This is a genomic window from Streptomyces sp. PL-25 (assembly GCF_058344915.1).
On sequence record NZ_CP136997.1, the window covers coordinates 6606276 to 6629383 of the forward strand.

A 23108-nucleotide genomic window follows, 5' to 3' on the forward strand; every position below is an offset into this window, starting at 1 on the left:
CGCGCCATGACAGAACTCGACCGGGCGGCGGTGGCGGCCCTGCGCACGGCCCGCGTCACCGTCGTCAACGCCGAGTGGCACCTGCGCGAGGAACAGGCCCTCGGCCGGCTCGCCCGGACCGGCGGCCTGGCCTGCACCCCGCTCTTCCCCGGCCACTTCGTCATCCAGGTCGTCGCGATCGGCGGACGGCCGCTCGGCCGCGCCCGCCACCACCGCGACGGCCGCCGCGCCCGCTGGGTCGCCGTCCCCGCGGGCACCGCGCACGAGATCGGCGCCTACCGCACCCTGCACGGCGCCGCCCGCGCCCTGGCCCGCCACGCGGGCCTGCGCCGCCGCCGCGTCACCGACGTCCCCTGCGGCCTTCCGCCGGACGGCGGCGCGGACGGCTCCGGCCGGAGCACGGGCCGCGGGCTCGCGCACGGCTCCCCGGAGCCACCGGCGGACCCGAAGCGGTGAGCCGCACCGGTCGCCAGGGCCCGGCGGGCGGCACCGCGCTGCGCTTCGTGCTGCTCATCGGCGTGGTGAGCCTGTTCTCCGACATGGCCCACGAGGGCGCGCGCGGCGTCACCGGACCGTTCCTCGGCTCGCTCGGCGCCGGTGCCCTCGCCGTCTCCGTGATCGCGGGCACCGGCGAACTCCTCGGCTACGCATTGCGGTTCGTGTCCGGCCACGCCGCCGACCGCACCGGACGGTACTGGCCGATCACCGCCGCCGGCTACCTGGTGCAGATGGTCGCGGTGCCGCTGCTCGCCCTGGCCGGGCAGTGGCCGGTGGCCGCCGTGCTGATCGCCGCCGAGCGCGCCGGACGCGCCCTGCGCACCCCCGCCCGGGACGCGATGCTCGCCCACGCCACCGCCGAGCTGGGCCGCGGCCGGGTCTTCGGCGTACGGGAGGCCCTGGACGCGGCCGGTGCGATGACCGGCCCGCTCGTCGTGGCCGGTGTCCTCGCGCTGCACGGCGGCTACCGCACCGGCTTCGCCGTGCTCGCCGTACCGGCCGCGCTCACCCTGCTCGTCCTGGCCGCCGCGTGGCGGCAGTACCCCGACCCGTCCGGCCTGGACACCGGCGGGGACGTCCCCGGAAGGCACGGCACCCCCCGGGCCTTTTGGACCTATCTGGCGGCCATGGGGCTGATCGCCGCCGCCTACGCCGACTACCCGCTCATCGCCTACCACTTCGGCCGGGCGCACGTCGTCTCCGCCCCCTGGATCCCCGTCCTGTACTCCGTCGCCATGGCCACCGAGGCCCTCGCCGCGCTCACGCTCGGCCGCCTGTTCGACCGGTGGGGGCTGCGGACGGTGGTGGGCGCGACCCTGCTGACGGCGTGCTTCCCGCCGCTGGTCTTCCTCGGCGGCCCGGTGGCCGCCGTGTGCGGCGTGGTGCTGTGGGGGCTGGGCACGGCCGCCCAGGAGTCCGTGGTCCGGGCCGCCCTCACCGGCATGACCGCCCCCGGCCGCCGGGCCTCCGCCTTCGGCCTCTTCGACACCGGCTTCGGCCTGTGCTGGTGCGCGGGCAGCCTCGCCCTCGGGGCCCTCTACGACCACTCCGTCACCGGCCTGGTGGTCTTCTCCGTCGCCCTGCAACTGGCCGCGGTCCCGCTGCTGCTCAAGGTGCGCCACATCGCCTGAGCGCCGCGCGGGACCGGGCGGCTCACCGCAGCAGCCGCATCAGCACGTCCTCGGCCCTCCCGTAGGCCTGCGAGCCCACCCGCAGCCGCCACACGGTCCCCGGCGCGCCTTCGCCCGGCGTCACGACCCGGACCGGCCGGGGCGCGGGCGCCGCGTGCGCGGGCACCCCCGCCTCGCGCAGCGCGTCGAGCACCTCGTCGACCCGGCGCGCGGGGATGTCGGCGACTGGCGCCCAGGACACCGCCCGCAGACCGTTGCCCCGGCCCCCGGGCGGCAGCCACGCGGGCGCGAAGAGTCCCGCCGAGACAGTGAGGTGCGCGCTCCCGTGGGAGCTGGAGACGGCGCCGGACATGGCATCCTCCCCGGGTCTTCCCGCACGTCCAGCGTACGTCGCGGGGCTCCGCCCACGGAGCTGCTCCGTCCGGCGTACCCTGGATACCCGCGCGGGTGATCCATGGGGCACACTGTGGAGGCGCCCAGCGCGTCGGTGATGGGGCTCACCGCGAACCGCGGCATCATGCCGCTGACGGTCCCTGGCAGAACAGCCGAGCCGTGCCATGAGGACGGCTCCCGTCGCCAGGAGGCTCCCGTGGAGTTCGATGTGACCGTGGAGATCCCGCAGGGGTCCCGCAACAAGTACGAGATGGACCACGAACTGCACCGCATCCGGCTGGACCGGCTGCTGTTCACCTCCACCAGGTACCCGGCCGACTACGGCTACATCGAGGGCACCCTGGGCCGCGACGGCGACCCGCTGGACGCGCTGGTGCTCACCGGCGAGCCGACCTTCCCCGGCTGCGCCGTCGAATGCCGGGCGGTGGGCATGTTCGTCATGAAGGACGAGCACGGCCCGGACGAGAAGATCCTCTGCGTCCCCGCCCACGACCCGCGCCACGCGCCCCTGCGGGACATCGACGACATCCCCGAGTTCGACCGCCTGGAGATCACCCACTTCTTCGAGGTCTACAAGGACCTGGAACCCGGCAAGTCCGTCGAGGGCTCCCACTGGGAGGGCCGCGAGCAGGCGTACGCGGAGATCGGCGCCGCCCGGGAGCGGGCCGCGGCCACCCCGGGGACGACCGGTGACTGAGCCGCGCGCCCGGCCCGTGGGCACCCTGGTCCTCATGCGGCACGGCCAGAGCACCACCAACGCGGAGGGCCGCTTCACCGGCTGGACCGACGTGCCCCTCACCCCCCGGGGCGAGGACGAGACCGTCCGGGCGGCCCGGTCGATCGCCCGCGAAGGGCTCCTGCCGGACGTCGTCCACACCTCCCTGCTGCGCCGCTCCGTGCACAGCGCCGACCTCGCCCTCGGCACGCTGGACCGGCTGTGGATCCCCGTACGCCGCAGCTGGCGGCTGAACGAGCGCCAGTACGGGGCCCTGACCGGCCGCCTCAAGCACGAGGTCCGGCAGGAGGCGGGCCCCGGCCGCTACCGGCACTGGCGCCGCTCGCTGCACGGCCGCCCCGCCCCGCTGCCCGCCGACGCGCTGGCCCGGCTGCGCGCCGACCCGCGCTACGCGGCCCTGCGCCCCGACGCGGTGCCCTCCGTGGAGAGCCTGGCCGACATGATCACCCGGGTCGTCCCCTACTGGACCGACGTCCTCGTACCCCAACTGCGCACCGGAGCCACCGTGCTGGTCGTCGCGCACGGCAACTCCCTGCGCGCGCTGGCGGCCGTGCTGGACCGCCTCACCGGCGACGAGGCGGAACGGCTCGACATCCCCACCGGCGCACCCCTGCGCCACGACTTCGACGGCGACCTGCGTCCCCTCGTACGCCACGGCACCTACCTGGACCCCGGCAGCGCCGTCCGCGCCGACCTGGTGGCCGCCGAGGGCCACTGACCCCGGCGCCCCGCCCTCGATCCACCACCCCCGCACCCCGGAGGAAGACCCCCATGACTCTGCGCCCCGCCGAGCTGCACGCCGTCGAGATCCTCGACTCCCGCGCCCGCCCCACCCTCGCCGTCACCCTCACCACCGACGACGGCACCCGGACCCGGGCCGGTGTGCCCTCCGGGGCCTCCACCGGCACCCGGGAGGCCGTCGAACTGCGCGACGGGGACGAGGCCCGCTACCGGGGCCAGGGCGTCCTGGCCGCGGTCGGGCACGTCAACGGCGAGATCGCCCGCGCCCTGACCGGCCGCGCCTTCGACTCGGCCGCCGACCTCGACCGGGCACTGGTCGAACTGGACGGCACCGGCACCAAGTCCCGGCTCGGCGCCAACGCCGTCGTCGGGGTCTCCCTCGCCGCCTGGCGCGCCGAGGCCGCCCTCGCCGGGCGGGAGCTGTGGCAGCACCTCGCCCGGGTCGCGGGCACCACCCCGCGGCTGCCGGTGCCGCACTTCAACGTCGTCAACGGCGGCGCCCACGCCGCGAACGCGCTCGACTTCCAGGAGTTCATGCTCGCCCCGCTCGGCGCGCCGAGCCTGCCCGAGGCGGTGCGGGCCGGAGCGGAGATCTACGGACGGCTCAAGGCCCGGCTGTCCGCCGAGGGGCACACCACCGGGCTGGGCGACGAGGGCGGCTTCGCCCCCGCCGTCGACCGTCCCGAGGACGTCCTGCGGCTGCTCACCGAGGCGATCGGCGACGCGGGCCACACCCCCGGCCGGGACGGCGTGGCCCTCGCCCTCGACCCGGCGGCCAGCGAGTTCCGCGACGGCGACGGCTACCGGGTCGCGGGGGAGCACCTGAGCGCGGACCGCCTCATCGACCGCTACGAGGAGATCGTCGACCGCTTCCCGGTCTGGTCGATCGAGGACGGCCTGGCCGAGGACGACTGGGACGGCTGGGTCCGGCTGACCGCGCGCCTGGGCCACGGGACGCAGATCATGGGCGACGACATCTTCGTCACCGACCCCGCCGTCCTCACCGAGGCGATCGGCCGGAAGGTCGCCAACTCCGCGCTCATCAAGGTGAATCAGATCGGCACCGTCACCGAGACCCTGGAGGCGACGCGGATCTGCCGGGAGGCGGGGTACACGCAGATGGTCTCCCACCGCTCGGGCGAGACCGAGGACGCCTTCATCGCCGACCTGGCCGTCGGCACCGGCTGCGGCCAGCTCAAGTCCGGTGCCCCGGCCCGCGGGGAGCGCGTCGCCAAGTACAACCGGCTGATCGAGATCGCCGAGGCCCACCCCGAGCTGCCGTTCGGACTGGCCGGCTGACGCGGCACACCCGCCCCGCCGGGCGCCGGACCCACGGCGCCCGGCGGGGCGTTCGCGCGCGGCGGTCCGGGGTGACCTCCCCGTACGGCCGCGGGCGGCTGTCACCCTGTCGAGTGGATCTCCGCCCGCTCGCCTGACCCGGGCCGCCCGGCATCGTGATGATGCAGGCGTGATTACCGAATCCACACGGTCCGGGCCCCGTCGCAGGGCTCTGACCACCTCAGGTCTCGTCCTGTTCACCGCGCTCTCGACGCTGGCCGCCGTACCGGCCGCGCCGGCCGCCGCCTCCGCCACGGCCGCCCGGCCCACGAGCCGCCCCGCCGCCGCACGGCCGCCCGCCACCCGGGCGGAAGCCGCGACCGACGCCTACCTGCGCTCGATCCGGCGCGACCCCGCGGCCCTGCGCCGCTTCTTCCAGCACCTGCCCAAGGGCGGCGACCTGCACAACCACCTCTCCGGCGCGGTCACCACCGAGTACCTCGTCGAACTGGCCGCCGAGGACGGCCTGTGCATCCGGACCGCGACGATGACGGCCGTGCCCCCGCCCTGCGGCGCCGGCACCCGGCCCGCCGCCGACGCCCGCACCGACAAGGCGTTCCGCGACGCGATCGTGCGCGCCTGGTCCATGCAGGACTTCCCGCCCGGCGGCAACGGCCACGACCACTTCTTCGACACCTTCGGCAAGTTCGGCGAGGTGACCTGGCGCCACCGGGGCAAGCTGCTCGCCGACGTCGCCGACCACCTCGCCGTCCAGAACCAGTCCTATCTGGAGACGCTGGTCACGCCCGCCTCCGACGGCGCGAAGAAGCTCGCCGACCAGGTCGGCTGGGACCCCGACCCGGCCGCCCTGCACCGCAAGTTGACGGCCGGCGGCGGACTCGACCAACTGGTCGCGCAGGCCCGTACGGAAGCCGACGACGGCGACGCCGAGTTCCGCGCCGCCGAGCACTGCGGGACCAGCTCCGCCCGGCCCGGCTGCACCGTCACCGTGCGCTGGATCTCCCAGGTCTCGCGCGGCAGTTCACCGCAGCGCGTCTTCACACAGATGGCCCTCGGCATGCGCCTGTCCGAGCGCGACCACCGCTTCGTCGCGGTCAACCTGGTCCAGCCGGAGGACGGCGAGACCGCCCTGCGCGACTACAGCCTCCAGATGCGCATGCTCAAGTACCTGCGCACCGTCTACCCGCACGCCCACCTCACCCTGCACGCCGGTGAGCTGTGGCCGGGCCTGGTCAAGCCCGCCGACCTGAAGTTCCACATCAAGGAGGCGGTGGACGTCGCCGGTGCCGAGCGCATCGGCCACGGCGTCGACCTCGTCCACGAGGACGACTGGCAGCGCACCGCCCGCACCATGGCCGCCCGGGAGACGGCCGTCGAGGTGCCGTTCACCAGCAACGCGCAGATCCTCGGCGTCAAGGGCGCCGAGCACCCCTTCGAGACCTACCGCCGCTACGGCGTGCCGGTCGTGCTCGCCACCGACGACCCCGGGGTGAGCCGGACCGACATCACCCACGAGTACCAGTACGCCTCCCGGACGTACGCGCTGGCCTACCCCGAGCTGAAGGACCTGGCGCGGGCCTCCCTGGAGTACGCGTTCGCGCCCGGCGCCAGCCTGTGGCAGGGCAACCCGACCCGCTCCGGCTACACGCCCGTGGCCGCCTGCCGCGGGGTGCGCCCCGGCGTCGACCGGCCGGGCGGCGCGTGCGCCCGGCTGCTGGACTCCAGCCTCAAGGCGCGGCTGGAGTGGCGCCAGGAGACCGCCTTCCACCGCTTCGAGGCGTCGGCGGGCCGGACCCGCTGACCGTGCGCGCCCGGCCCGGTACCCCCGCACCGGGCCGGGCGCCGCGGGCGGCTCGGGTAAGGTCGGTGTGTCATTCAACCGGCCCCGAGCGGGGCCGCGCCCCGGGCACCAGCACCACCGCGGCCGCCGCCGGAAGCCCCTGGAAAGCAGGATCCGCAACACATGAGCAGGTACGGGTTTCTCGTCTCGCCCTCGCACAACCGCGTGTACGCCCGGTCGGCGCCCGCGCTGGCGCTGGCGGAACTGGAGGCGTTCGGCGAGACCGTGATCGACGGCGGTGTCCAGGACGCCGGGATCACCGAGATCGGCGGGGTCCCCTACGTCACGTTCAGCGCCGCGGAGCTGTCCGGCACCGAGATCAGGCTGCTGTCGAACCTGTCGTCGCTGTACGCCCTCTTCGCCGTCGAGAGCGACCTGCTGCGGCCGGTCGCCAGGCAGCCCCTCGACCTGTTCGAGAGCGACCTGCTCACCATCCAGAAGTACGCGGGCAAGACCAACGAGGACTTCACCCGGCTCCTGCTGAACGTGACCGCGCTGGCCTCCGACGAGCCCGCCCGGCTGCTGACGGGCGACCTGCGCCTGCTCGACCCGATGTGCGGCCGGGGCACCACCCTCAACCAGGCCGTCATGTACGGCATGGACGCCTCGGGGATCGAGATCGACCCCAAGGACTTCGACGCGTACTCCGCGTTCTTCCGCACCTGGCTGAAGAACAGCCGCCTCAAGCACCGCGCGGAGACCGGCACCGTACGCCGGCAGAAGGCGACCCTGGGGCGCCGGCTCCAGGTCGCCCTCGGCGCCTCCAAGGAGCTGTACCGCGAGGGCAGCACCATCGACGTGACCGTCGTCAACGCGGACACCCTCCGCGGCGGCGACTTCTTCCGGCGCGGCGAGTTCGACCTGATCGTCACCGACGCGCCGTACGGCGTGCAGCACGGCAGCCGCCCGCACGGCGGCGGGAACGCCGGACGGCTCTCCCGCAGCCCGGTGGACCTGCTGGCCGCCGCCGTCCCGGTCTGGCAGCCGCTGCTGCGGCCCGGCGGCGCCCTCGGCATCTCCTGGAACACCCATGTGGCGGGCCGGGAGCAGCTGGCCGAGATCCTGGAGGCCCACGGCTTCACCGTCCGCGACTCCGCGGCGTACCGGGGCTTCGAGCACCGCGTGGACCAGGCGATCAACCGGGACATCATCGTGGCCCGCAAGAACTAGCGCCTCCCCGGCCGGGGGAGGGGCGCGTCACCGGGGCGGCGGCGGCCGGGTCGCGCGCCGCGCGGACCGCGCCGACGATGAGGTCAAGGTTCCCCACCCCTAAGGACGGGCCGATGCCTCTCCCGCGTCGCGCGGGCCCTTCCGGGCCGCGCCCCACCGCCCTCGCGGCGGCCGCACTCCTCTGCGCCCTGGCGGCCGGCACGCTGACCGGATGCGGCGGCGGCAACGACCGGGGCGGCGGATCCGCCACCCGGACGCCGAGCGCACCCGAGACGGGCTCCTTCTCCGCCGGGACCCTGCCGTCCGCGCTGGCCTCGTCGGCCTCGGCGGCCGTGTCCTCCGCGCGGGCGTCGGCCTCGGCGGCGGCGTCCTCCCTCCAGGCGCGCGCCTCCGAGTTCGAGGCGTCGGTGTCGGCGGACACCGCCCGCTCCGCCGCGGCGGCCGAGAAGGCGCTGAAGGGCGTGCGGGGCAGGGGCAACGCCGTGGGTGAGGTCGGGATGACCGGGGTGCCCCGGGACCGGACCGGCGGGGTGCTCGCCGTCCTGGTGACCATCACCAACAAGACCGACCGCAAGGCGTCGTACGCCGTCCAGGTCGACTTCGCCGACGCCGACGGCAAGGTGGCCGAGACCCGGTACGTCGGAGCGCAGGACCTCGAACCGGGGAAGAAGGCGCAGCCGATCGCGTTCAGCCGGCAGTCGGCCGACAAGAAGCTGACGGCCCGGCTGGCGAAGGCCCAGCGGTACTGAGCCGGCCGCCGGACACGGACGAGCGGCCCGGAGTCCGCGCCCACGGGGGGCGGACTCCGGGCCGTTCAGCCGTGCGGGGGCGGGTCAGCAGGCGCCGAGGTCCTGCCAGACGCCCCACTCACCGGTGGTGCCGGGCTCCTCGCCCGTCGTCCACCACTTGGCCTTCCAGTTGTGGCCCTTGTAGGAGACCTGCTGGCCGCCGGTGTAGACGGTGCCCTTGGCCCACGGGGCGGCGGTGCACTGGTTGCCGTTGCCGCCGGTGATGGTCAGGGCGTACGTCGCCGAGTGGCTGCCGGAGGCGCTCGAACCGGTGACGGTGATGTTGTAGGTGCCCGAGACCGCCGCCGAGGTGGTGGCGAGGGAGAGCGTCGCGGAGCCGCCCGCGGTGACCGAGGTGGGGCTGACCGAGGCGGTGACGCCCGCCGGGGCACCGCTGACGCTGAGGTTCACCGTCTGCGCGTCGCCCTTGGTCACGGCCGTCTTCACCGTGGTGGTGGCGGACTGGCCCGCCGTCACGGTGCCGGAGGCCGCGCCGAGTGCCAGGGAGAAGTCGTTGGACGGAGCGGTGCTGCCGCTGGTGAACGGCTCGAAGATGTGGGAGAAGTCCCAGGTGTTCTGCTGGATGCCGGAGCAGTTGTCGGCGGCGCCACCGCCCGCACAACCGCCGTTGTCGCGCTGGAGCGCCCAGAAGGACAGCGTGTTGATGCCCTTGGAGACGGCCCAGTTGTAGACCGAGGTGGCGTTGGCCAGGGTGAAGGTCTCGGCCGGTCCGAAGTCGTCGACGCCGGGCATCTCGGTGACGCCGACCATGCCCCACAGCTGTGCGGAGGTCTTGTTCGGGTAGAGCTGGCCGAGCGTGTTGACCAGGCCCTGGGCGGCGGTCTGGGTGTCCTTCGCCATGTCGTGGGACTGGTTGTCGTAGTAGTCGAACGTCATCAGGTTGACGACGTCGATCCGGGTGCCGTTGCTGACCGCGTTCTGCAGCAGCTGGACGCCGTTGTCGGCGAGGCCGTGCGTGGTGGTCGGCAGGGTGTAGGAGAACTCCACCGTGCGGCCGTTGGCCGCCGCCCAGTCCTGGACCAGCTTGATCGCCTTGTTGCGGCGGTCGATGCCGGCCGAGTTGTCGATCGAGTCGGCCTCGATGTCCATGTCGAGCCGCGAGATGTCGTAGGTCGTGATGACCTTCTCGTACGCGGCGGCGATCTGCTGGACGTCGGTGCAGCTGTCGGCGATCTCGGTGCCCGTGGTGTCGGCCGTGTAGCCGCCGAACGAGGGGATGACGTCCCCGCCGTTGTTCTGGATGGTCTTGATGTCGCTGCCGAAGGTCGACTGGGAGATCGGCATGCCGGTGTCGCCGTTCCAGTACGGCGTGCACGAGCCCTTGGACGCGGTCTGGAGGAACGCCATCGTCAGGTGCTTGGCACCCGACTGGGCGGCCAGCGCGGCGGGGCTCTCGCCGGTCCAGGCCTCGAAGTAGGGCGCGAAGACGTGCGCGGGCAGCGGTGTGGCCGCCTGCGCCGTGCCGGTGCCCGCCAGGGCGAGGCCCACCGAGGCCGCCGTGGTGACGGCCGCGGTGAGGACCGCGCGGAAGGAACGCCTGAGTCTCATGTCAGTCCCGGTGTGAGGAGGGGGAGTTCGCCGGATCCCGTACGGGGTAGAGAAGTTGATGCGTATGGGATAGCGCCCGCCGACCAGGTGGGTCAATGGTCTGGACCAAAAAGGGACTAGACCAATTCGCCGGTCCGGAAACTCATTCGCCTGCACAGGGCCCGCGGCGGCCGACTGGACCACCCGCGGGCCTCTTTCGCCCCTCTGGGCTCAGCGACCGCTCAGGTAGGCCGCGCCGAGATCCCGCAGCCGGCCGTGGACGCCCTCATAGGCGCGGGCCGCGCCCAGCACCCGCTTGGGCAGCTTGGCGACCATCGTGTACAGGGTGTCGCAGACGTTCGCCGCGGGCGCCAGACCCGCCTGGCTCACCAGTTGGTACGCGTCGAGTTGATCGAGCCCGAGCAGCTCGGACGTCCACTGCACCAGGTCGTGCTGGCTGATGCGGAAGGCGTCCTCCAGCGGCCGGGCGTGCCCGGTGCTCAGCAGGAACCCGTCGTTCTCCAGCCGCGGCACGGCGGGCGCGCCGCCCTTGACGAGATCCACGGCCACCACCGTGTTCATCGCCGTCTCCACCGCCGTACCGCACACCTCGCCCTCGCCCTGCCGGGCATGGCCGTCGCCGACGGCCAGCATCGCGCCCTCGACGTTGACGCCGAAGTAGACGGTGGTCCCGGCCCGCAGCTCGGGCGTGTCCATGTTGCCGCCGTGCACCCCCGGGGAGATCGACATCAGCCGTTCGCCCGCCGCCGGGGCCACCCCCACCGTGCCGTGCATCGGGTCGAGCGGCAGCTCCACCGCGAAGTCGCCGCGGGTCGCCTCGAACCGGCAGGTGCCGGCCTTCGTGTCGATGGCGTAGACCCACACCCGCTCCTCCAGCGCGGGGTGCAGCATGGCCGTGGCGTGTGTCGCCGTCAGCGCGCCGAAGTGCGGGAACGTACTGGACACGCCCCAGTCGCGGGCCGGTGCGATGTCCACGAAGTGCACGGCGAGCGTGTCGCCGGGCTCGGCTCCGGCCACCGCGATCGGACCGGTGACCGGGTTCAGGTACGGGAACGAGCAGACCCGGCTGGGCAGATCGGCCGGTCCGCGCACCCGGCCGCCGAAGCAGTCCTCGGTGGTCAGCTCCACGATGCTGCCGGGCTCCACCGTCACCACGGGCGACCCGCCGCCGAAGGCGTAGGCGTAACGGGCGGGGTCCGAGGGGACGTTGATCACCGGGGCGGAAGTGTTCATGCGGGAGGTTCCTCCTGAGTGCCGGATCGCGGATGCGAACGCGGGTGGGGCGGGCGAGGGACAGGGTGCCGCGTGCGGCGGCACCCGGGGGGAGGACTACCCGCCGGGCGGCGGGGCCACCGGATCGTCCGTGCTCTCCGCGTGCTGCACGGCCGCCAGGTCGGGCCGCCGGCCGGTCAGCAGCAGCCCGGCCAGGACCACGACGCCGATGCCGAGCCACACGAACCCCAGCCGCTGCGCCGCGATGTCGGCGTTCACCACCACGTACGCCAGGATCGCGAAGCCGATCGCGGGTGCGATCAGATGCCGCCAGAAGTCGCGGCTGCGCCGCCGGATCAGATAGTGCACGACCACGGACACGTGCAGCACCAGGAACGTCGTCAGGGCACCGAAGTTGACCAGGCTGCTGAGCAGGGTCACCCCGTCGTCGCGGGAGTTCATGTAGAGGCCCAGCGCCAGCGAGACGGCGGCCGTGAGCAGGGTCGCGTTCACCGGCACCCGGTGGCGCGGGTGCACCTTGGCCAGGAACGCGGGCAGTTGGCGGTCCCGGGCCATCGCGTACAGCAGGCGCGAGGTCGCGGCCTGCGCCACCAGCGAGTTGGCGAAGCCCCAGGCCACCGCGGTGGCGGCGGCGGTCAGCGTGGCCAGCCACTCGCCGGAGGCGACCCGGGCCGCGTCGTAGAAGGCGGTGCCGCCGGGATCGCCCTCGGTGAGCAGCCGGTCCGGCGCGGGCACCAGCAGCGACGCCAGCCAGGTCTGGACGATGAACAGGGCGCCCGCCAGCACCAGCGCCGCCACCATCGAACGGCCGATGGCGCGGGCCGAGTCCTTGTTCTCCTCGGCGAGCGTCGAGATGCCGTCGAAGCCGAGGAAGCTCAGCACGGCAACGGAGACGGCCCCGAAGACCAGCGACCAGGAGAAGGTGTGCCCGTTGTAGACCGCCGTGAAGTCGAAGCCCCGGCCCTTGCCCTGGGCCAGGGCGATCACACCGATCACCAGGAAGACGGCCAGCACCACGAGTTCGGCGAGCAGCATCAGCTTGTTGACCCGCGCGGTCATCCGGATGCCGGTGTAGTTGACCGCGGTGTTGAGCAGCACGAAGCCTGTCAGCCACAGCCACACGGGGACGGCCGGGACCAGCGAGTTCATGGCGATCCCGGCGATCAGGTACAGCAGGCCGGGCGCCAGGACGTAGTCGAGGAGGATCATCCAGCCGGAGAGGAAGCCGACCGGGGCGGCGATCCCGCGGCCCGCGTAGGCGTAGACCGAGCCGGACATCGGGAACGCCTTCGCCATCTGCGCGTACGACAGGGCCGTGAACATCATCGCCACCATGCCGACCGCGTAGGTCAGGGCGACCATGCCGCCCGAGCTCTGGAAGACGCTGCCGAAGATCCCGAAGGGTGCGATGGGCACCATGAAGACCAGGCCGTAGACGAGCAGGTCCTTGAAGCCCAGCGAGCGGTGCAGTTCCTGCCGGTAGCCGTAGCTCTCCAGCGTGCCGGAAGCCGGTGGTTCGGACATCAGGTTCTCCTCACTGCGGGGTGCCCGCGCGTCGCGGGGAGAGCGTACGGCCAGTTATTTCCAGATGGAAGTATCTCGACGGAGTCAGGTGATGGAACCCCGGCACCGCGGGAGACGGGTCAGGGGCCCCCGGGGCGGAACGAGGTCACCACGCGCAGGTCGGGGCCGTCCGCGCGGGCCAGATGCAGGGCGGCCCGTGGCGGTCCCTGCGGCGCCGCGCGCCACGCCTCGCGCGGGCCCGGCCCCCGCGCGGCCAGCAGACGCCGTACGGCCGCGGGTAGAGCGGCGTCCGCCCGCAGGGCGCGGCCCGCGGCGAGCGCGGCGACCAGGTGCACGCCGTCGTAGAGGCCGCGCGCGTAGGAGTCCAGCACCGGGGCAGTCGGGCCGAGCAGGGCGCGGTGCCGCTCGGTCAGGGCGAGCGCGCGGTCGTCGGCCAGCGAGGCGAAGGAGTCCATGCAGGAGTACAGGCCGCCGGTGTCGTCGCCGCCGCAGGCCAGCAGGCCGTTCTCCTCCAGTGCCCCGGACAGCCGCACCAGCCGGCGGTCGAGACCGCTGTGCCGCAGCCCCCGGTTGAACGCCACCAGATCCCGCCCGATCAGACTCACCAGCACCGCCTGGACCCGGTGCGCGCGCAGCTCCTCCACCAGGCGCCCCAGCGCCCGGTCCACCTGCCCCAGCGGCACCCGGCGCTCCAGCACCACCCGCGCGTGGCACCCGGCCGCGGCGTCGCGGGCGGCCCGGTGCACGGCCCGCGGCCAGATGTAGTCGTTGCCCACCAGCGCCCAGCGGAGCACCTGGTGACGTTCGGTCAGAAACCTTATAGCTTCGGTCAGTTGCTCCCCGGGTCCGACGCCGGTGCAGGCCACGCCCGGCCGCCTGGCGCCTCCCTCGTGCGGCGGGGTGAAGACATACGGCACCCGGCCGCTCACCACCGCCTCGACGGCGCGATGGACATCGCTGGAGTGGAAGCCGGCCACCGCGTCCACCGCCCCCGCGCCGACCAGTCCCGCCACCTGCGCGGCGACTGCGGCCGGGGCCCGGCCGCCGTCCACCAGCACCAGGTCCATCCGGTGTTCTGCACACGGATCGGCACGGCCCCGCCCCCGGCGGGCGCCCCGTCCTGACCCGGCGGGCCGGGTATCCGCCGGCCCCTCGGCCCGCCGCGCCCGCGCCGCCGTCCCAAGGCCCCCGGGCCCGGCCGCGATCCCGCCCGCCGCGTTGATCTCGTGCGCCGCCAGCACGGCCGCGTCCAGCGCGGACGGCCCGATCAGGCCCAGCGCCCCGGACTGCGGCACCACCAGGCAGAGCCGGAACGCCGCCGCGTCACCCGGCGCGTACAGCGCGTCGAGCGGCTCGATCAGCCGCGCCTGGAGGTTCACGCCGTAGTCCACGCCGCGAGTATGCTCCAGGAAGCGGCGGACGGAGGAGGTGAGTGCGCGTGGGGAGCGTACGGCCGGACCCCGTCGCAGACACCGCACCGCCCCCGGCCCCCGCGGCGGCGACCGCGCCGGGCCTCCCGGCGCCGCACGGCCTCCTGGCCGCCCGCACCGGCGGGCCCCCGCTCGTGGAGATCCTCACCCTCGCCCAGCGGCGGCTCGTGCAGGGGCTGGCCGCCGTGCTCGACGAGGAGCACTGCACCGTCGACCAGTGGCGCGTCCTGCGCGCCCTCGCCGACGACGCGGGCCGCCCCATGGGCGAGCTGTCGCACGGACTGCTCATCCCGCACGCCTCCCTGACCCGCCTGGTGGACGCGCTCGCCGACGACGGCTGGGTCTACCGCAGGCAGTCCGACACCGACCGGCGCAGCATCCGCGTCCACCTCTCCCGGCGCGGCCGGGACCGGCTCACCCGGCTCGACGCACTCGCCGCCGCCCACGAGTCGGCGCTGCGCGCCGCGGCGGGCACCGGTGGCGCGGACGGCCTCGGCGCCCTGGTGGCCCATCTCGCGGCGGACCCCGGCGCCCGCGCCTGACACCGGCCGCCCGTGCCGTCGGTCCCGACGCGGACGTTTCCGGCGCGGACGTTCTTTCTGCGCGGACGTTTTTTCGGTCGGCCGTACGACGCCTCATACCAGAGCGGGACGCTCGGCGGGGGATTTTGGCGACTGCTCATCGCACATGATGCCTCGGTGACTACTGTGAGTGTCCACCGGACGACGTAGCGGCGCTCTCCAGGGCCCGGCCGTCCGGCACAGCGATGGCGTATGCCCGCTCGCGTCTCCCGCGCGAGCGCACAGGCCCGGACCCAGTACGAGGAACAGATGTCTCACCTCCGCGCACCGGCCGCCCGCGCAGATCACCGCGAGGGCGGCGGACGGCACGGGCGGCCGGTGGCCCGCACCGTCCCCTCGCTGCCCGAGACCCGCATACGGCCCCAACTGCTGCGGCTGGCCGTGCTGCCGCCCCTCGCGGTGGCGCTCGGCGCGGGCGCGGCCGTGCTCTTCACGGTGCGCTCCACCGGCGCCCGCCCCGGCCTCGCCCTGTGGGCGGTGCTCGCGGGCGCGCTGGCGGTCACGGCCGCGGGCATCGCGACCGGCGCCGTCGCCGCCGGGCGCGCGGCCGCCTCCGTGCACGAGCGGCTGGACGCGCTGCGCCGCGGCACCGCGCACCGCGAGGCCGAACTGAGCGCGCTCGTCGAGGCGTTGCGGCACAGCGAGACCCTGCCCCCGCGCACTCTGCCCGGCGGCGCCCCCGGTGACGCCGACGGGTTCGAGCTGCTCGCCGCCGACCTGGCCCGCGCCCACGAGGGGGCGGTCGACGCCGTCGTGCGGGCCGCCCGGCTCTCCGGCCGCGACGGCAGCGAGCAGAAGCTGGAGGTCTTCCTCAACCTCGCCCGGCGCCTCCAGTCCCTGGTGCACCGCGAGATCTCCATCCTCGACGAGCTGGAGAACGAGATCGAGGACCCCGACCTGCTCAAGGGCCTCTTCCACGTCGACCACCTCGCCACCCGCATCCGCCGCCACGCCGAGAACCTCGCCGTCCTTGGCGGCGCCGTCTCCCGGCGCCAGTGGAGCCACCCCGTCTCCATGACCGAGGTGCTGCGCTCGGCCATCGCGGAGGTCGAGCAGTACTCGCGGGTGAAGCTCGTCCCGCCCGTCGACGGACGGCTGCGCGGCCACGCCGTCGCCGACGTCATCCATCTGCTGGCCGAACTCGTCGAGAACGCCACGGTGTTCTCCGCCCCGAACACCCAAGTGCTGCTGCGCGCGGGCCTGGTGACCTCGGGACTGGCCGTGGAGGTGGAGGACCGGGGCCTCGGCATGCCGGTCGGCGAACAGGTCCGGATGAACACCCTGCTCGCCGACCCGGACCAGGCCGACGTGGCCGGACTGCTCGCGGATGGTCGCATCGGGCTGTTCGTCGTCTCCCAACTGGCCAAGCGGCACGGCATCGACGTCCGGTTGCAGACCAACATCTACGGCGGCGTGCAGGCGGTGCTCGTGGTGCCGCAGGCCCTGCTCGGACCCGAGCCGGGCATCGGGTCCGGCACCGGGGCCCGGTCGGGAGCGGGGGCGGGAGCGCGGGCCGGGGGAGCCGGTGCGGTCGGTACCGCCCCCTGCGCCGGTACCCAGGACTCGGCGAGGGACGGCGTCCCTGCCGCCCCCGCCACCTCTGTCGGCTGCGGAACCCCCGGTGGCCCCGGCGCCCCCGGCACCCCCGGCGCCCACCCGCAGGCACCGGCGCGCGACGGTGGCGTACCCGCTCTGCCTGCCGTGGCCGCCGAGCCCGCCGCGGGCGGGGGTCCCGGACCGGCCGGGGACGGCGCCCACGCTGCCGCCGGGCCGTACGCCGAACCGGCCGTGCCCTCCCACCACCAGGAGCCCGCGCCCCTGCCGCGACGCGGTGACCGGCACGGCCGGGCGAACCCGGCGGAGGCCGCCCCCGGCATCCGGCCGCACGACCGGGCCGCCGTGGCGGCGAACGCCGGTGTCCTGCCCGTACCGCGCGTCGACGTGGTGCGCGGCGTCATGGAGCCGCCCAGCCTGCCCCGGCGCCGCGCCCAGCAGCACATCGCGCCCCAGCTGCGCGGCGGCCCCGCGCCCCGCCAGGACAGCGACGACACCGTGGGCCACGATCCCGGTCTGATGGCCGCCTTCCAGCGCGGGATCGGGCTCGCCGAGGCCCGCCAGCGCCAGGACGCGTCCCCGGAGCCGGCCGAGGCCGCGCACCACGACGGGAGCGCGCCCGCCGGATGACCCGCACGACCGCCCCCGCCCACCCGCACACCTCCGTCCCGACCCCCACTCGTCCCCCCGCCTGCGCCCCCACCTGCGGCGCGCCCCCGGACCTTCGTACCCCAAGGAGTCGATCCACCATGGCGAGCGATGCGCCGACCGGCCATGTTTCCGACCTCGACTGGCTGATGAGCGGCCTCGTGCAGCGCGTACCGCACACGACCAGCGCGGTCCTGCTGTCCTGCGACGGACTGGTGAAGTCCGTGCACGGCCTCGACCCCGACAGCGCCGACCACATGGCCGCGCTGGCCTCCGGCCTGTACTCCCTCGGCCGCAGCGCCGGTATCCGCTTCGGCGACGGCGGAGACGTGCGGCAGGTCGTCGTCGAACTCGACTCGACCCTGCTGTTCGTCAGCACCGCGGGTTCCGGCACCTGTCTCGCCGTGCTCGCGGGCCGCGAGGCCGACGCGGCGGTGCTCGGCTACGAGATGGCGATGCTGGTCAAGAGCGTCCGCCCGTACCTCGTGACCGCGCCCCGGCAGCACACCGCCGAACCCCCGGCGCTGCGGCCTTGAGCGCGGCGGTGACCGGCGACGGGCCCTGGCTCGACGACGCGGCCGGGCGGCTGGTGCGCCCTTTCACGGTCAGCAACGGCCGCACCCGGCCCACCATCGCCTTCGACCTGATGTCCCAGGTGATGGCGACCGGGGTGACGCCGCTCGGGTACCTCGGACCCGAGCACGGCGAGGCACTCGACCTGTGCCTCGCCCCGGTCTCGGTGGCCGAGGTGGCCGCCCACCTGAGGCTGCCCGCGGCGGTGGCCAAGGTGCTGCTGGCCGATCTCGTCGACTGCGGCGCCCTGACCACCAAACCGCCCGTCACCCCCCACCTTCCCACCGACCGGGCCCTACTGGAGGCAGTGCTCGATGGACTACGACGACAGCTCTGACCACGGCGACGGCCCCGCGGGCCACGACGGCGGCACGGCGACCCACCACCCGTACACGGGCCCCCCGACGCCTCCCGCCTGCGACGACGGCCCAGCCGACCCCTTCCCCACCGCGCTGAAGATCCTGGTGGCGGGCGGGTTCGGCGTGGGCAAGACGACCTTCGTCGGCGCGGTGAGCGAGATCGCGCCGCTCAGCACGGAGGAACTGCTCACCACGGCCGGCGCCGACACCGACAGCCTCGACGGCATCGAGAACAAGGTCGAGACGACCGTCGCGATGGACTTCGGCCGGATCACCCTGGACGCGGAGCACGTCCTGTACCTGTTCGGCACCCCCGGACAGGAGCGGTTCTGGTTCATGTGGGACGAGCTGTCGGAGGGCGCCCTCGGCGCGGTCATCCTCGCCGACACCCGCCGCCTGGGGGAGTGCTTCGCCGCCGTCGACTTCTTCGAGCAGCGCGGCCTCGCCTTCATCGTCGCCGTCAACGAGTTCGACGGCGCCCACCGCTACCGCCTGGACGACATCCGCTCCGCGCTCGACCTCGCCGAGGAGATCCCCGTGGTGCGCTGCGACGCCCGTATCTCCAGCTCGGGCGTCCAGACCCTGCTGACCCTCGTACGGCACCTCATCGCCCACGCGTCCGCACCGGAGCCCAGCCACGGCGCCCACCTGTGACCACCCGCCCGGCCGCGGCCACGCCCCGGGCCCGACCTCGCCGCTGTCCCGAACCCGCCACGGAGCCCGTCCATGACACACGCCCACGACGCCGGAGCCCGGCGATGACCTACGACCCGCCGCGCCCGGCCGGTCGGCTGCTGCTCACCCCGGAGGACAGGGAGGCACCGGCCCGTGCCCGGCGGCTGCGCCGACTGGGCCTGGGCGAGCGCGCCGAACCGGCCCTCGACGCCTTCGCCGACCGGCTCGCCGGGCGCACCCGGGCGCCGTACGCCATGGTCAACTTCCCCGGTGAGCACTGGCAGTTCTTCGCCGGACTGCACCGGCCGTCCCGGGACGTGCTGGACGTGGACGCCCCGGCACCGCACGGCCCGCCGCGCCCCGGCGACCCGGCGGCCGGAGCGGGAGCGTACCGGGAACTGGGCCGCCGCCTGACGCGCGACCAGGGCTTCTGCCCGCACGTGCTGGTGCGCGGCAAGGCGCTGGTGCTGGAGGACGTCCGCGACTACCCGCGGTTCGCGGGCAACGCGGTGGTCGACGAGTTCGGCATCCGCTCCTACCTCGGCGCGCCGCTGGTGGACAGCGCGGGCATGGTGCTGGGCACGGTGTGCGTCGTCGACGTCGAGCCGCGGCCGTGGGGCCGGGAGGGGCTGGACACCATCAAGGCGGCGGCGGCCGAACTGAGCGGGCGGCTGCGGCGCCGCGAGGCCGAGCGGAGCCCGGACGCCCCGGACGACCCGGACGCCCCGGGGCGCCCGGGTGGCCCGGACGGTCCGCCGCCGGGCTGAACCGGCCCGGGACCCGGGGGCACGGCCGTGTCGCGGGCCGTCTTCCGGACGGCGTGAAGGAAAGCTGTGGCCGTGGTTAAGAAATCCTCGATGGACCGGCGCACCCCGCGTACGGCAGATTGCCAGGTGATTCCACCCCCTCGTCCCGGATGCGGGTCCCTCCGGCGTGCGCCGGACCCGGACCGGGCTCGACCCACAGGAGCCGTAGCGTGAAGGCGCTGGTCAAGCAGAAGGCGGAGCCGGGGCTCTGGCTCACGGACGTGCCCGAGCCCGCCGTCGGACCCGGTGACGTACTGATCAAGGTCCTGCGGACCGGCATCTGCGGGACCGATCTGCACATCCGGGCGTGGGACGGCTGGGCGCAGCAGGCGATCCGCACCCCGCTCACGATCGGCCACGAGTTCGTCGGCGAGGTCGTCGCCACCGGCCGCGACGTCACCGAGATCAAGACCGGCGACCGGGTCAGCGGCGAGGGCCACCTCGTGTGCGGCAAGTGCCGCAACTGCCTGGCCGGGCGCCGCCATCTGTGCCGCGCCACGGTCGGCCTGGGGGTGGGCCGCGACGGCGCGTTCGCCGAGTACGTCGCCCTGCCCGCCGGGAACGTGTGGGTGCACCGCGTCCCCGTCGACCTCGACATCGCCGCGATCTTCGACCCGTTCGGCAACGCCGTGCACACCGCGCTGTCCTTCCCGCTGGTCGGCGAGGACGTGCTGATCACCGGCGCCGGGCCGATCGGCCTGATGGCGGCGGCCGTCGCCAAGCACGCGGGCGCCCGCAACGTCGTCATCACCGACGTCAGCGAGGAGCGCCTCGAACTCGCCCGCAAGATAGGGGTCAGTCTCGCCCTCAACGTCGGCGGCGCCACCATCGCCGAGGGGCAGCGCGTGCTCGGCCTGCGCGAGGGCTTCGACATCGGCCTGGAGATGTCCGGGCGGCCCGAGGCGATGCGCGACATGATCGCCAACATGACGCACGGCGGCCGGATCGCCATGCTCGGCCTGCCCGCCCAGGAGTTCCCGGTCGACTGGGCCCGGATCGTCACCTCGATGATCACCGTCAAGGGCATCTACGGCCGCGAGATGTTCGAGACCTGGTACGCCATGTCGGTGCTGCTGGAGGGCGGCCTCGACCTCGCCCCGGTGATCACCGGCCGGTACGCCTGCACCGACTTCGAGGCCGCCTTCGACGAGGCGGCCGGCGGCCGGGGCGGCAAGGTCATCCTGGACTGGACCGCGTAACCCGCACCCGCCACCGCGCCCTTCGCGTCGGCGCAGGCCGTCCTGCCGGTCCTGCGCCTTCGGAGCGGGCAGTCCTTCGCCTTCAGGCAAGCATCCGAGGAGCTTTTCCATGTTCGACTCCGTGCGTGACGACCTGCGCGCCACCCTCGACGAGATCCGTGCCGCCGGTCTGCACAAGCCCGAGCGGGTCATCGGCACCCCGCAGTCCGCGACCGTCGAGGTCACCGCGGGCGGCCGGCCCGGCGAGGTGCTCAACTTCTGCGCCAACAACTACCTGGGCCTCGCCGACCACCCCGAGGTCGTGGCCGCCGCCCACCAGGCACTGGACCGCTGGGGCTACGGCATGGCGTCCGTGCGCTTCATCTGCGGCACCCAGGAGGTGCACAAGGAGCTGGAGGCCCGGCTGTCGGGCTTCCTCGGCCAGGAGGACACGATCCTGTACTCCTCCTGCTTCGACGCCAACGGCGGTGTCTTCGAGACCCTGCTCGGCGCCGAGGACGCGGTGATCTCCGACGCCCTCAACCACGCCTCCATCATCGACGGCATCCGCCTGTCCAAGGCCCGCCGCCTGCGCTACGCCAACCGCGACATGGCCGACCTGGAGGCGCAGCTCAAGGCCGCAGGCGACGCCCGCCGCAGGCTGATCGTCACCGACGGCGTCTTCTCCATGGACGGCTACGTGGCACCCCTGGCGGAGATCTGCGACCTCGCCGACCGCTACGACGCCATGGTCATGGTGGACGACTCGCACGCCGTCGGCTTCGTCGGCCCCGGCGGGCGCGGCACCCCCGAGCTGCACGGCGTCATGGACCGCGTCGACATCATCACCGGCACCCTCGGCAAGGCGCTCGGCGGCGCCTCCGGCGGCTATGTCGCCGCCCGCGCCGAGATCGTCGCCCTGCTGCGCCAGCGCTCCCGGCCCTACCTGTTCTCCAACACCCTCGCCCCGGTGATCGCGGCGGCCTCCCTGAAGGTCCTCGACCTGCTGGAGTCGGCCGACGACCTGCGCGTCCGGCTGGCCGAGAACACCAAGCTGTTCCGCTCCCGGATGACCGAGGCGGGCTTCGACGTGCTGCCCGGCGACCACGCCATCGCCCCGGTGATGATCGGCGACGCCGCGAAGGCGGCCCGGATGGCGGAACTGCTGCTGGAGCGCGGTGTGTACGTGATCGGCTTCTCCTACCCGGTGGTGCCGCAGGGGCAGGCGCGCATCCGCGTGCAGCTGTCCGCCGCGCACTCGACCGCCGACGTCAACCGCGCGGTCGACGCCTTCGTCGCCGCCCGTACCGAGCTGGACGGCTGACCTGCGGGGACACACCCGTCCCGCACTCCTGAGATAATCGGTTCCATGATCGAAGCGCGGCGGCTGCACATCCTCCGGGCAGTGGCCGACCACCGTACGGTGACGGCCGCGGCCGCCGCGCTCTACCTCACCCCCTCGGCGGTCTCCCAGCAGCTCACCGCGCTGGAGCAGGAGACGGGCCACCGGCTCGTGGAACGCGGCGCCAAGGGCGTACGGCTGACCCCGGCCGGTGAGATCCTGCTCAGCCACACCAACGCGGTCCTCGCCCAGCTGGAGCGCGCGGAGGCGGAGCTGGCGGCCTACGGTTCGGGGGAGGCCGGCACGGTCACCGTGGCCGCCTTCGCCACCGGCATCGCCGAGGTGGTCGCCCCGGCACTCGCCCGGCTGGCCGCGTCGGCGCCCGGCATCCGCATCCGCGTCCACGACGCCGAGGGCGACGCCAGCCTGCCGATGGTGCTGGACCGGCAGGTGGACGTCGCCGTCGCCGTCGAGTACCGGGGCGCGCCGTCCGCCGACGATCCGCGCCTGACCCACGTCCCGCTCTACGCCGAGCCCTTCGACGTGGTGGTCCCGGTCGCCCACCGGGTGGCGGACGCCTCCGAGGTCCCGCTCGCCGAGCTGGCCAAGGACGCGTGGATCAGCCCGTACCCGGGCAACCCCTGCCATGACGTGTCCGTGCTGGCCTGCGAGAACGCCGGGTTCGCGCCGCGTATCGAACACTCGTCCGATGACTTTCGCGCGGTCGTGGCCCTCGCCGCCGCCGACGCGGGCGTGGCCCTCGTCCCGCGCTCCGCGCTGCGCGGCATGGACCTCACGGGCGTGGTCGTGCGCCCGGTCGACGGGGTCGCGCCCACCCGGCGCGTCTTCGCCGCGGTACGCCGTGGGGCGGAGGAGCACCCGCTGATCCGGCCGGTGCTGGACGCGCTGGACGCGGCGGCGCGTTCCTGAGGGCGGGACCGGGCGGGGCGAGGGCTGAGCGGGCCGACCGCGCCCGGGGGCGGGGCGAGGGCGGTGTGAAGAGGCGTGGGGCGTGCGGTGCGGTGCGGTGCCGTGCGGTGC

General features: G+C 74.3%; 22 protein-coding genes and 1 riboswitch. Of the genes, 17 read left to right on the forward strand and 5 right to left on the reverse strand.

The features are described from left to right. Window positions 1-6 precede the first annotated feature (6 nt). Together R4Z62_RS29370 and R4Z62_RS29375 are read left to right on the forward strand one after the other, a co-directional pair. Window positions 7-456, forward strand: a complete 450-nt coding sequence (locus R4Z62_RS29370; protein WP_355483284.1) for a hypothetical protein — start codon at window positions 7-9, stop codon at window positions 454-456. After that, complete coding sequence (locus R4Z62_RS29375) at window positions 453-1628, forward strand: MFS transporter (RefSeq protein WP_491521369.1); 1176 nt, start codon at window positions 453-455, stop codon at window positions 1626-1628. The genes R4Z62_RS29370 and R4Z62_RS29375 overlap by 4 nt, the downstream gene beginning before the upstream one ends. A 22-nt stretch (window positions 1629-1650) precedes the next feature. On the opposite strand, the gene R4Z62_RS29380 is transcribed toward R4Z62_RS29375, so the two are convergent. Continuing rightward, window positions 1651-1980: a hypothetical protein gene (locus R4Z62_RS29380; RefSeq protein ID WP_381739239.1), complete on the reverse strand. Its 330-nt coding sequence runs from the start codon at window positions 1978-1980 to the stop codon at window positions 1651-1653. A gap of 125 nt (window positions 1981-2105) precedes the next feature. Beyond that, window positions 2106-2171: riboswitch (Fluoride riboswitch) on the forward strand. 46 nt (window positions 2172-2217) lie between these two features. On the opposite strand from R4Z62_RS29380, the gene R4Z62_RS29385 reads away from it, so the two are divergent. From R4Z62_RS29385 to R4Z62_RS29410, 6 genes are all read left to right on the forward strand, one after another. Next, the gene (locus R4Z62_RS29385) at window positions 2218-2718 is read left to right on the forward strand and encodes an inorganic diphosphatase (RefSeq protein ID WP_491521370.1); all 501 of its coding nucleotides are present in this window, start codon (window positions 2218-2220) and stop codon (window positions 2716-2718) included. A gap of 34 nt (window positions 2719-2752) precedes the next feature. After that, window positions 2753-3475, forward strand: coding sequence for a 2,3-bisphosphoglycerate-dependent phosphoglycerate mutase (locus R4Z62_RS29390; protein ID WP_491521940.1), 723 nt, complete (start codon window positions 2753-2755; stop codon window positions 3473-3475). Window positions 3476-3528: 53 nt separating this feature from the next. Beyond that, a complete protein-coding gene (gene eno / locus R4Z62_RS29395) occupies window positions 3529-4797 on the forward strand; it encodes a phosphopyruvate hydratase (protein WP_491521371.1) in 1269 nt (422 codons plus the stop codon). A 172-nt stretch (window positions 4798-4969) separates the two neighbouring features. Then, window positions 4970-6598 (forward strand): adenosine deaminase family protein, encoded by a 1629-nt coding sequence (locus R4Z62_RS29400; protein WP_385489688.1) that lies wholly within the window; start codon window positions 4970-4972, stop codon window positions 6596-6598. 162 nt (window positions 6599-6760) lie between these two features. Continuing rightward, complete coding sequence (locus tag R4Z62_RS29405; protein ID WP_064536372.1) at window positions 6761-7807, forward strand: TRM11 family SAM-dependent methyltransferase; 1047 nt, start codon at window positions 6761-6763, stop codon at window positions 7805-7807. Window positions 7808-7920: 113 nt separating this feature from the next. Beyond that, window positions 7921-8556 carry an FxLYD domain-containing protein gene (locus R4Z62_RS29410; RefSeq protein WP_064536373.1) on the forward strand — a complete coding sequence of 212 codons (636 nt, stop codon included), beginning with the start codon at window positions 7921-7923 and terminating at the stop codon, window positions 8554-8556. A gap of 84 nt (window positions 8557-8640) precedes the next feature. Here the strand turns inward: R4Z62_RS29410 and R4Z62_RS29415 are convergent, their stop codons facing one another. From R4Z62_RS29415 to R4Z62_RS29430, 4 genes are all read right to left on the reverse strand, one after another. After that, a complete protein-coding gene (locus tag R4Z62_RS29415) occupies window positions 8641-10164 on the reverse strand; it encodes a chitinase (protein ID WP_064536374.1) in 1524 nt (507 codons plus the stop codon). 210 nt (window positions 10165-10374) lie between these two features. After that, window positions 10375-11397 carry an acetamidase/formamidase family protein gene (locus R4Z62_RS29420; protein ID WP_385489424.1) on the reverse strand — a complete coding sequence of 341 codons (1023 nt, stop codon included), beginning with the start codon at window positions 11395-11397 and terminating at the stop codon, window positions 10375-10377. A 96-nt stretch (window positions 11398-11493) separates the two neighbouring features. Next, the gene (locus R4Z62_RS29425) at window positions 11494-12921 is read right to left on the reverse strand and encodes an APC family permease (RefSeq protein WP_491521372.1); all 1428 of its coding nucleotides are present in this window, start codon (window positions 12919-12921) and stop codon (window positions 11494-11496) included. A 119-nt stretch (window positions 12922-13040) separates the two neighbouring features. Next, complete coding sequence (locus R4Z62_RS29430) at window positions 13041-14312, reverse strand: ABC transporter substrate-binding protein (protein WP_491521373.1); 1272 nt, start codon at window positions 14310-14312, stop codon at window positions 13041-13043. Window positions 14313-14359: 47 nt separating this feature from the next. On the opposite strand from R4Z62_RS29430, the gene R4Z62_RS29435 reads away from it, so the two are divergent. The 9 genes from R4Z62_RS29435 (at window position 14360) to R4Z62_RS29475 (ending at window position 22997) form a co-directional block, all read left to right on the forward strand. Next, entirely contained in the window at window positions 14360-14893 is a 534-nt protein-coding gene (locus R4Z62_RS29435) for a MarR family winged helix-turn-helix transcriptional regulator (RefSeq protein ID WP_382848797.1), read from the forward strand. A gap of 288 nt (window positions 14894-15181) precedes the next feature. Further along, window positions 15182-17116, forward strand: a complete 1935-nt coding sequence (locus R4Z62_RS29440; protein ID WP_491521374.1) for a sensor histidine kinase — start codon at window positions 15182-15184, stop codon at window positions 17114-17116. A gap of 119 nt (window positions 17117-17235) precedes the next feature. Then, window positions 17236-17670 carry a roadblock/LC7 domain-containing protein gene (locus R4Z62_RS29445; protein ID WP_018566784.1) on the forward strand — a complete coding sequence of 145 codons (435 nt, stop codon included), beginning with the start codon at window positions 17236-17238 and terminating at the stop codon, window positions 17668-17670. Beyond that, window positions 17667-18044, forward strand: coding sequence for a DUF742 domain-containing protein (locus tag R4Z62_RS29450; RefSeq protein WP_064536380.1), 378 nt, complete (start codon window positions 17667-17669; stop codon window positions 18042-18044). Before R4Z62_RS29445 ends, R4Z62_RS29450 begins: the two co-directional genes overlap by 4 nt. Beyond that, complete coding sequence (locus R4Z62_RS29455) at window positions 18022-18720, forward strand: GTP-binding protein (RefSeq protein ID WP_237305462.1); 699 nt, start codon at window positions 18022-18024, stop codon at window positions 18718-18720. Before R4Z62_RS29450 ends, R4Z62_RS29455 begins: the two co-directional genes overlap by 23 nt. 104 nt (window positions 18721-18824) lie before the next feature. Next, window positions 18825-19508 carry a GAF domain-containing protein gene (locus R4Z62_RS29460; protein WP_491521375.1) on the forward strand — a complete coding sequence of 228 codons (684 nt, stop codon included), beginning with the start codon at window positions 18825-18827 and terminating at the stop codon, window positions 19506-19508. Window positions 19509-19717: 209 nt separating this feature from the next. Continuing rightward, window positions 19718-20746 carry an L-threonine 3-dehydrogenase gene (tdh, locus tag R4Z62_RS29465; RefSeq protein ID WP_064536382.1) on the forward strand — a complete coding sequence of 343 codons (1029 nt, stop codon included), beginning with the start codon at window positions 19718-19720 and terminating at the stop codon, window positions 20744-20746. A gap of 109 nt (window positions 20747-20855) precedes the next feature. Next, the gene (locus R4Z62_RS29470) at window positions 20856-22049 is read left to right on the forward strand and encodes a glycine C-acetyltransferase (RefSeq protein WP_064536383.1); all 1194 of its coding nucleotides are present in this window, start codon (window positions 20856-20858) and stop codon (window positions 22047-22049) included. Between the two features lie 45 nt (window positions 22050-22094). Further along, the gene (locus R4Z62_RS29475) at window positions 22095-22997 is read left to right on the forward strand and encodes a LysR family transcriptional regulator (RefSeq protein ID WP_355483263.1); all 903 of its coding nucleotides are present in this window, start codon (window positions 22095-22097) and stop codon (window positions 22995-22997) included. Window positions 22998-23108 lie beyond the last annotated feature (111 nt).

Coding starts and splice junctions, on each gene's coding strand:
- R4Z62_RS29370 (WP_355483284.1), top strand. CDS start 7: ATGACAGAACTCGACCGGGCGGCGGTGGCGGCCCTGCGCACGGCCCGC.
- R4Z62_RS29380 (WP_381739239.1), bottom strand. CDS start 1,980: ATGTCCGGCGCCGTCTCCAGCTCCCACGGGAGCGCGCACCTCACTGTC.
- R4Z62_RS29390 (WP_491521940.1), top strand. CDS start 2,753: ATGCGGCACGGCCAGAGCACCACCAACGCGGAGGGCCGCTTCACCGGC.
- eno (WP_491521371.1), top strand. CDS start 3,529: ATGACTCTGCGCCCCGCCGAGCTGCACGCCGTCGAGATCCTCGACTCC.
- R4Z62_RS29405 (WP_064536372.1), top strand. CDS start 6,761: ATGAGCAGGTACGGGTTTCTCGTCTCGCCCTCGCACAACCGCGTGTAC.
- R4Z62_RS29410 (WP_064536373.1), top strand. CDS start 7,921: ATGCCTCTCCCGCGTCGCGCGGGCCCTTCCGGGCCGCGCCCCACCGCC.
- R4Z62_RS29415 (WP_064536374.1), bottom strand. CDS start 10,164: ATGAGACTCAGGCGTTCCTTCCGCGCGGTCCTCACCGCGGCCGTCACC.
- R4Z62_RS29420 (WP_385489424.1), bottom strand. CDS start 11,397: ATGAACACTTCCGCCCCGGTGATCAACGTCCCCTCGGACCCCGCCCGT.
- R4Z62_RS29425 (WP_491521372.1), bottom strand. CDS start 12,921: ATGTCCGAACCACCGGCTTCCGGCACGCTGGAGAGCTACGGCTACCGG.
- R4Z62_RS29440 (WP_491521374.1), top strand. CDS start 15,182: ATGTCTCACCTCCGCGCACCGGCCGCCCGCGCAGATCACCGCGAGGGC.
- R4Z62_RS29445 (WP_018566784.1), top strand. CDS start 17,236: ATGGCGAGCGATGCGCCGACCGGCCATGTTTCCGACCTCGACTGGCTG.
- R4Z62_RS29455 (WP_237305462.1), top strand. CDS start 18,022: ATGGACTACGACGACAGCTCTGACCACGGCGACGGCCCCGCGGGCCAC.
- R4Z62_RS29460 (WP_491521375.1), top strand. CDS start 18,825: ATGACCTACGACCCGCCGCGCCCGGCCGGTCGGCTGCTGCTCACCCCG.
- R4Z62_RS29470 (WP_064536383.1), top strand. CDS start 20,856: ATGTTCGACTCCGTGCGTGACGACCTGCGCGCCACCCTCGACGAGATC.
- R4Z62_RS29475 (WP_355483263.1), top strand. CDS start 22,095: ATGATCGAAGCGCGGCGGCTGCACATCCTCCGGGCAGTGGCCGACCAC.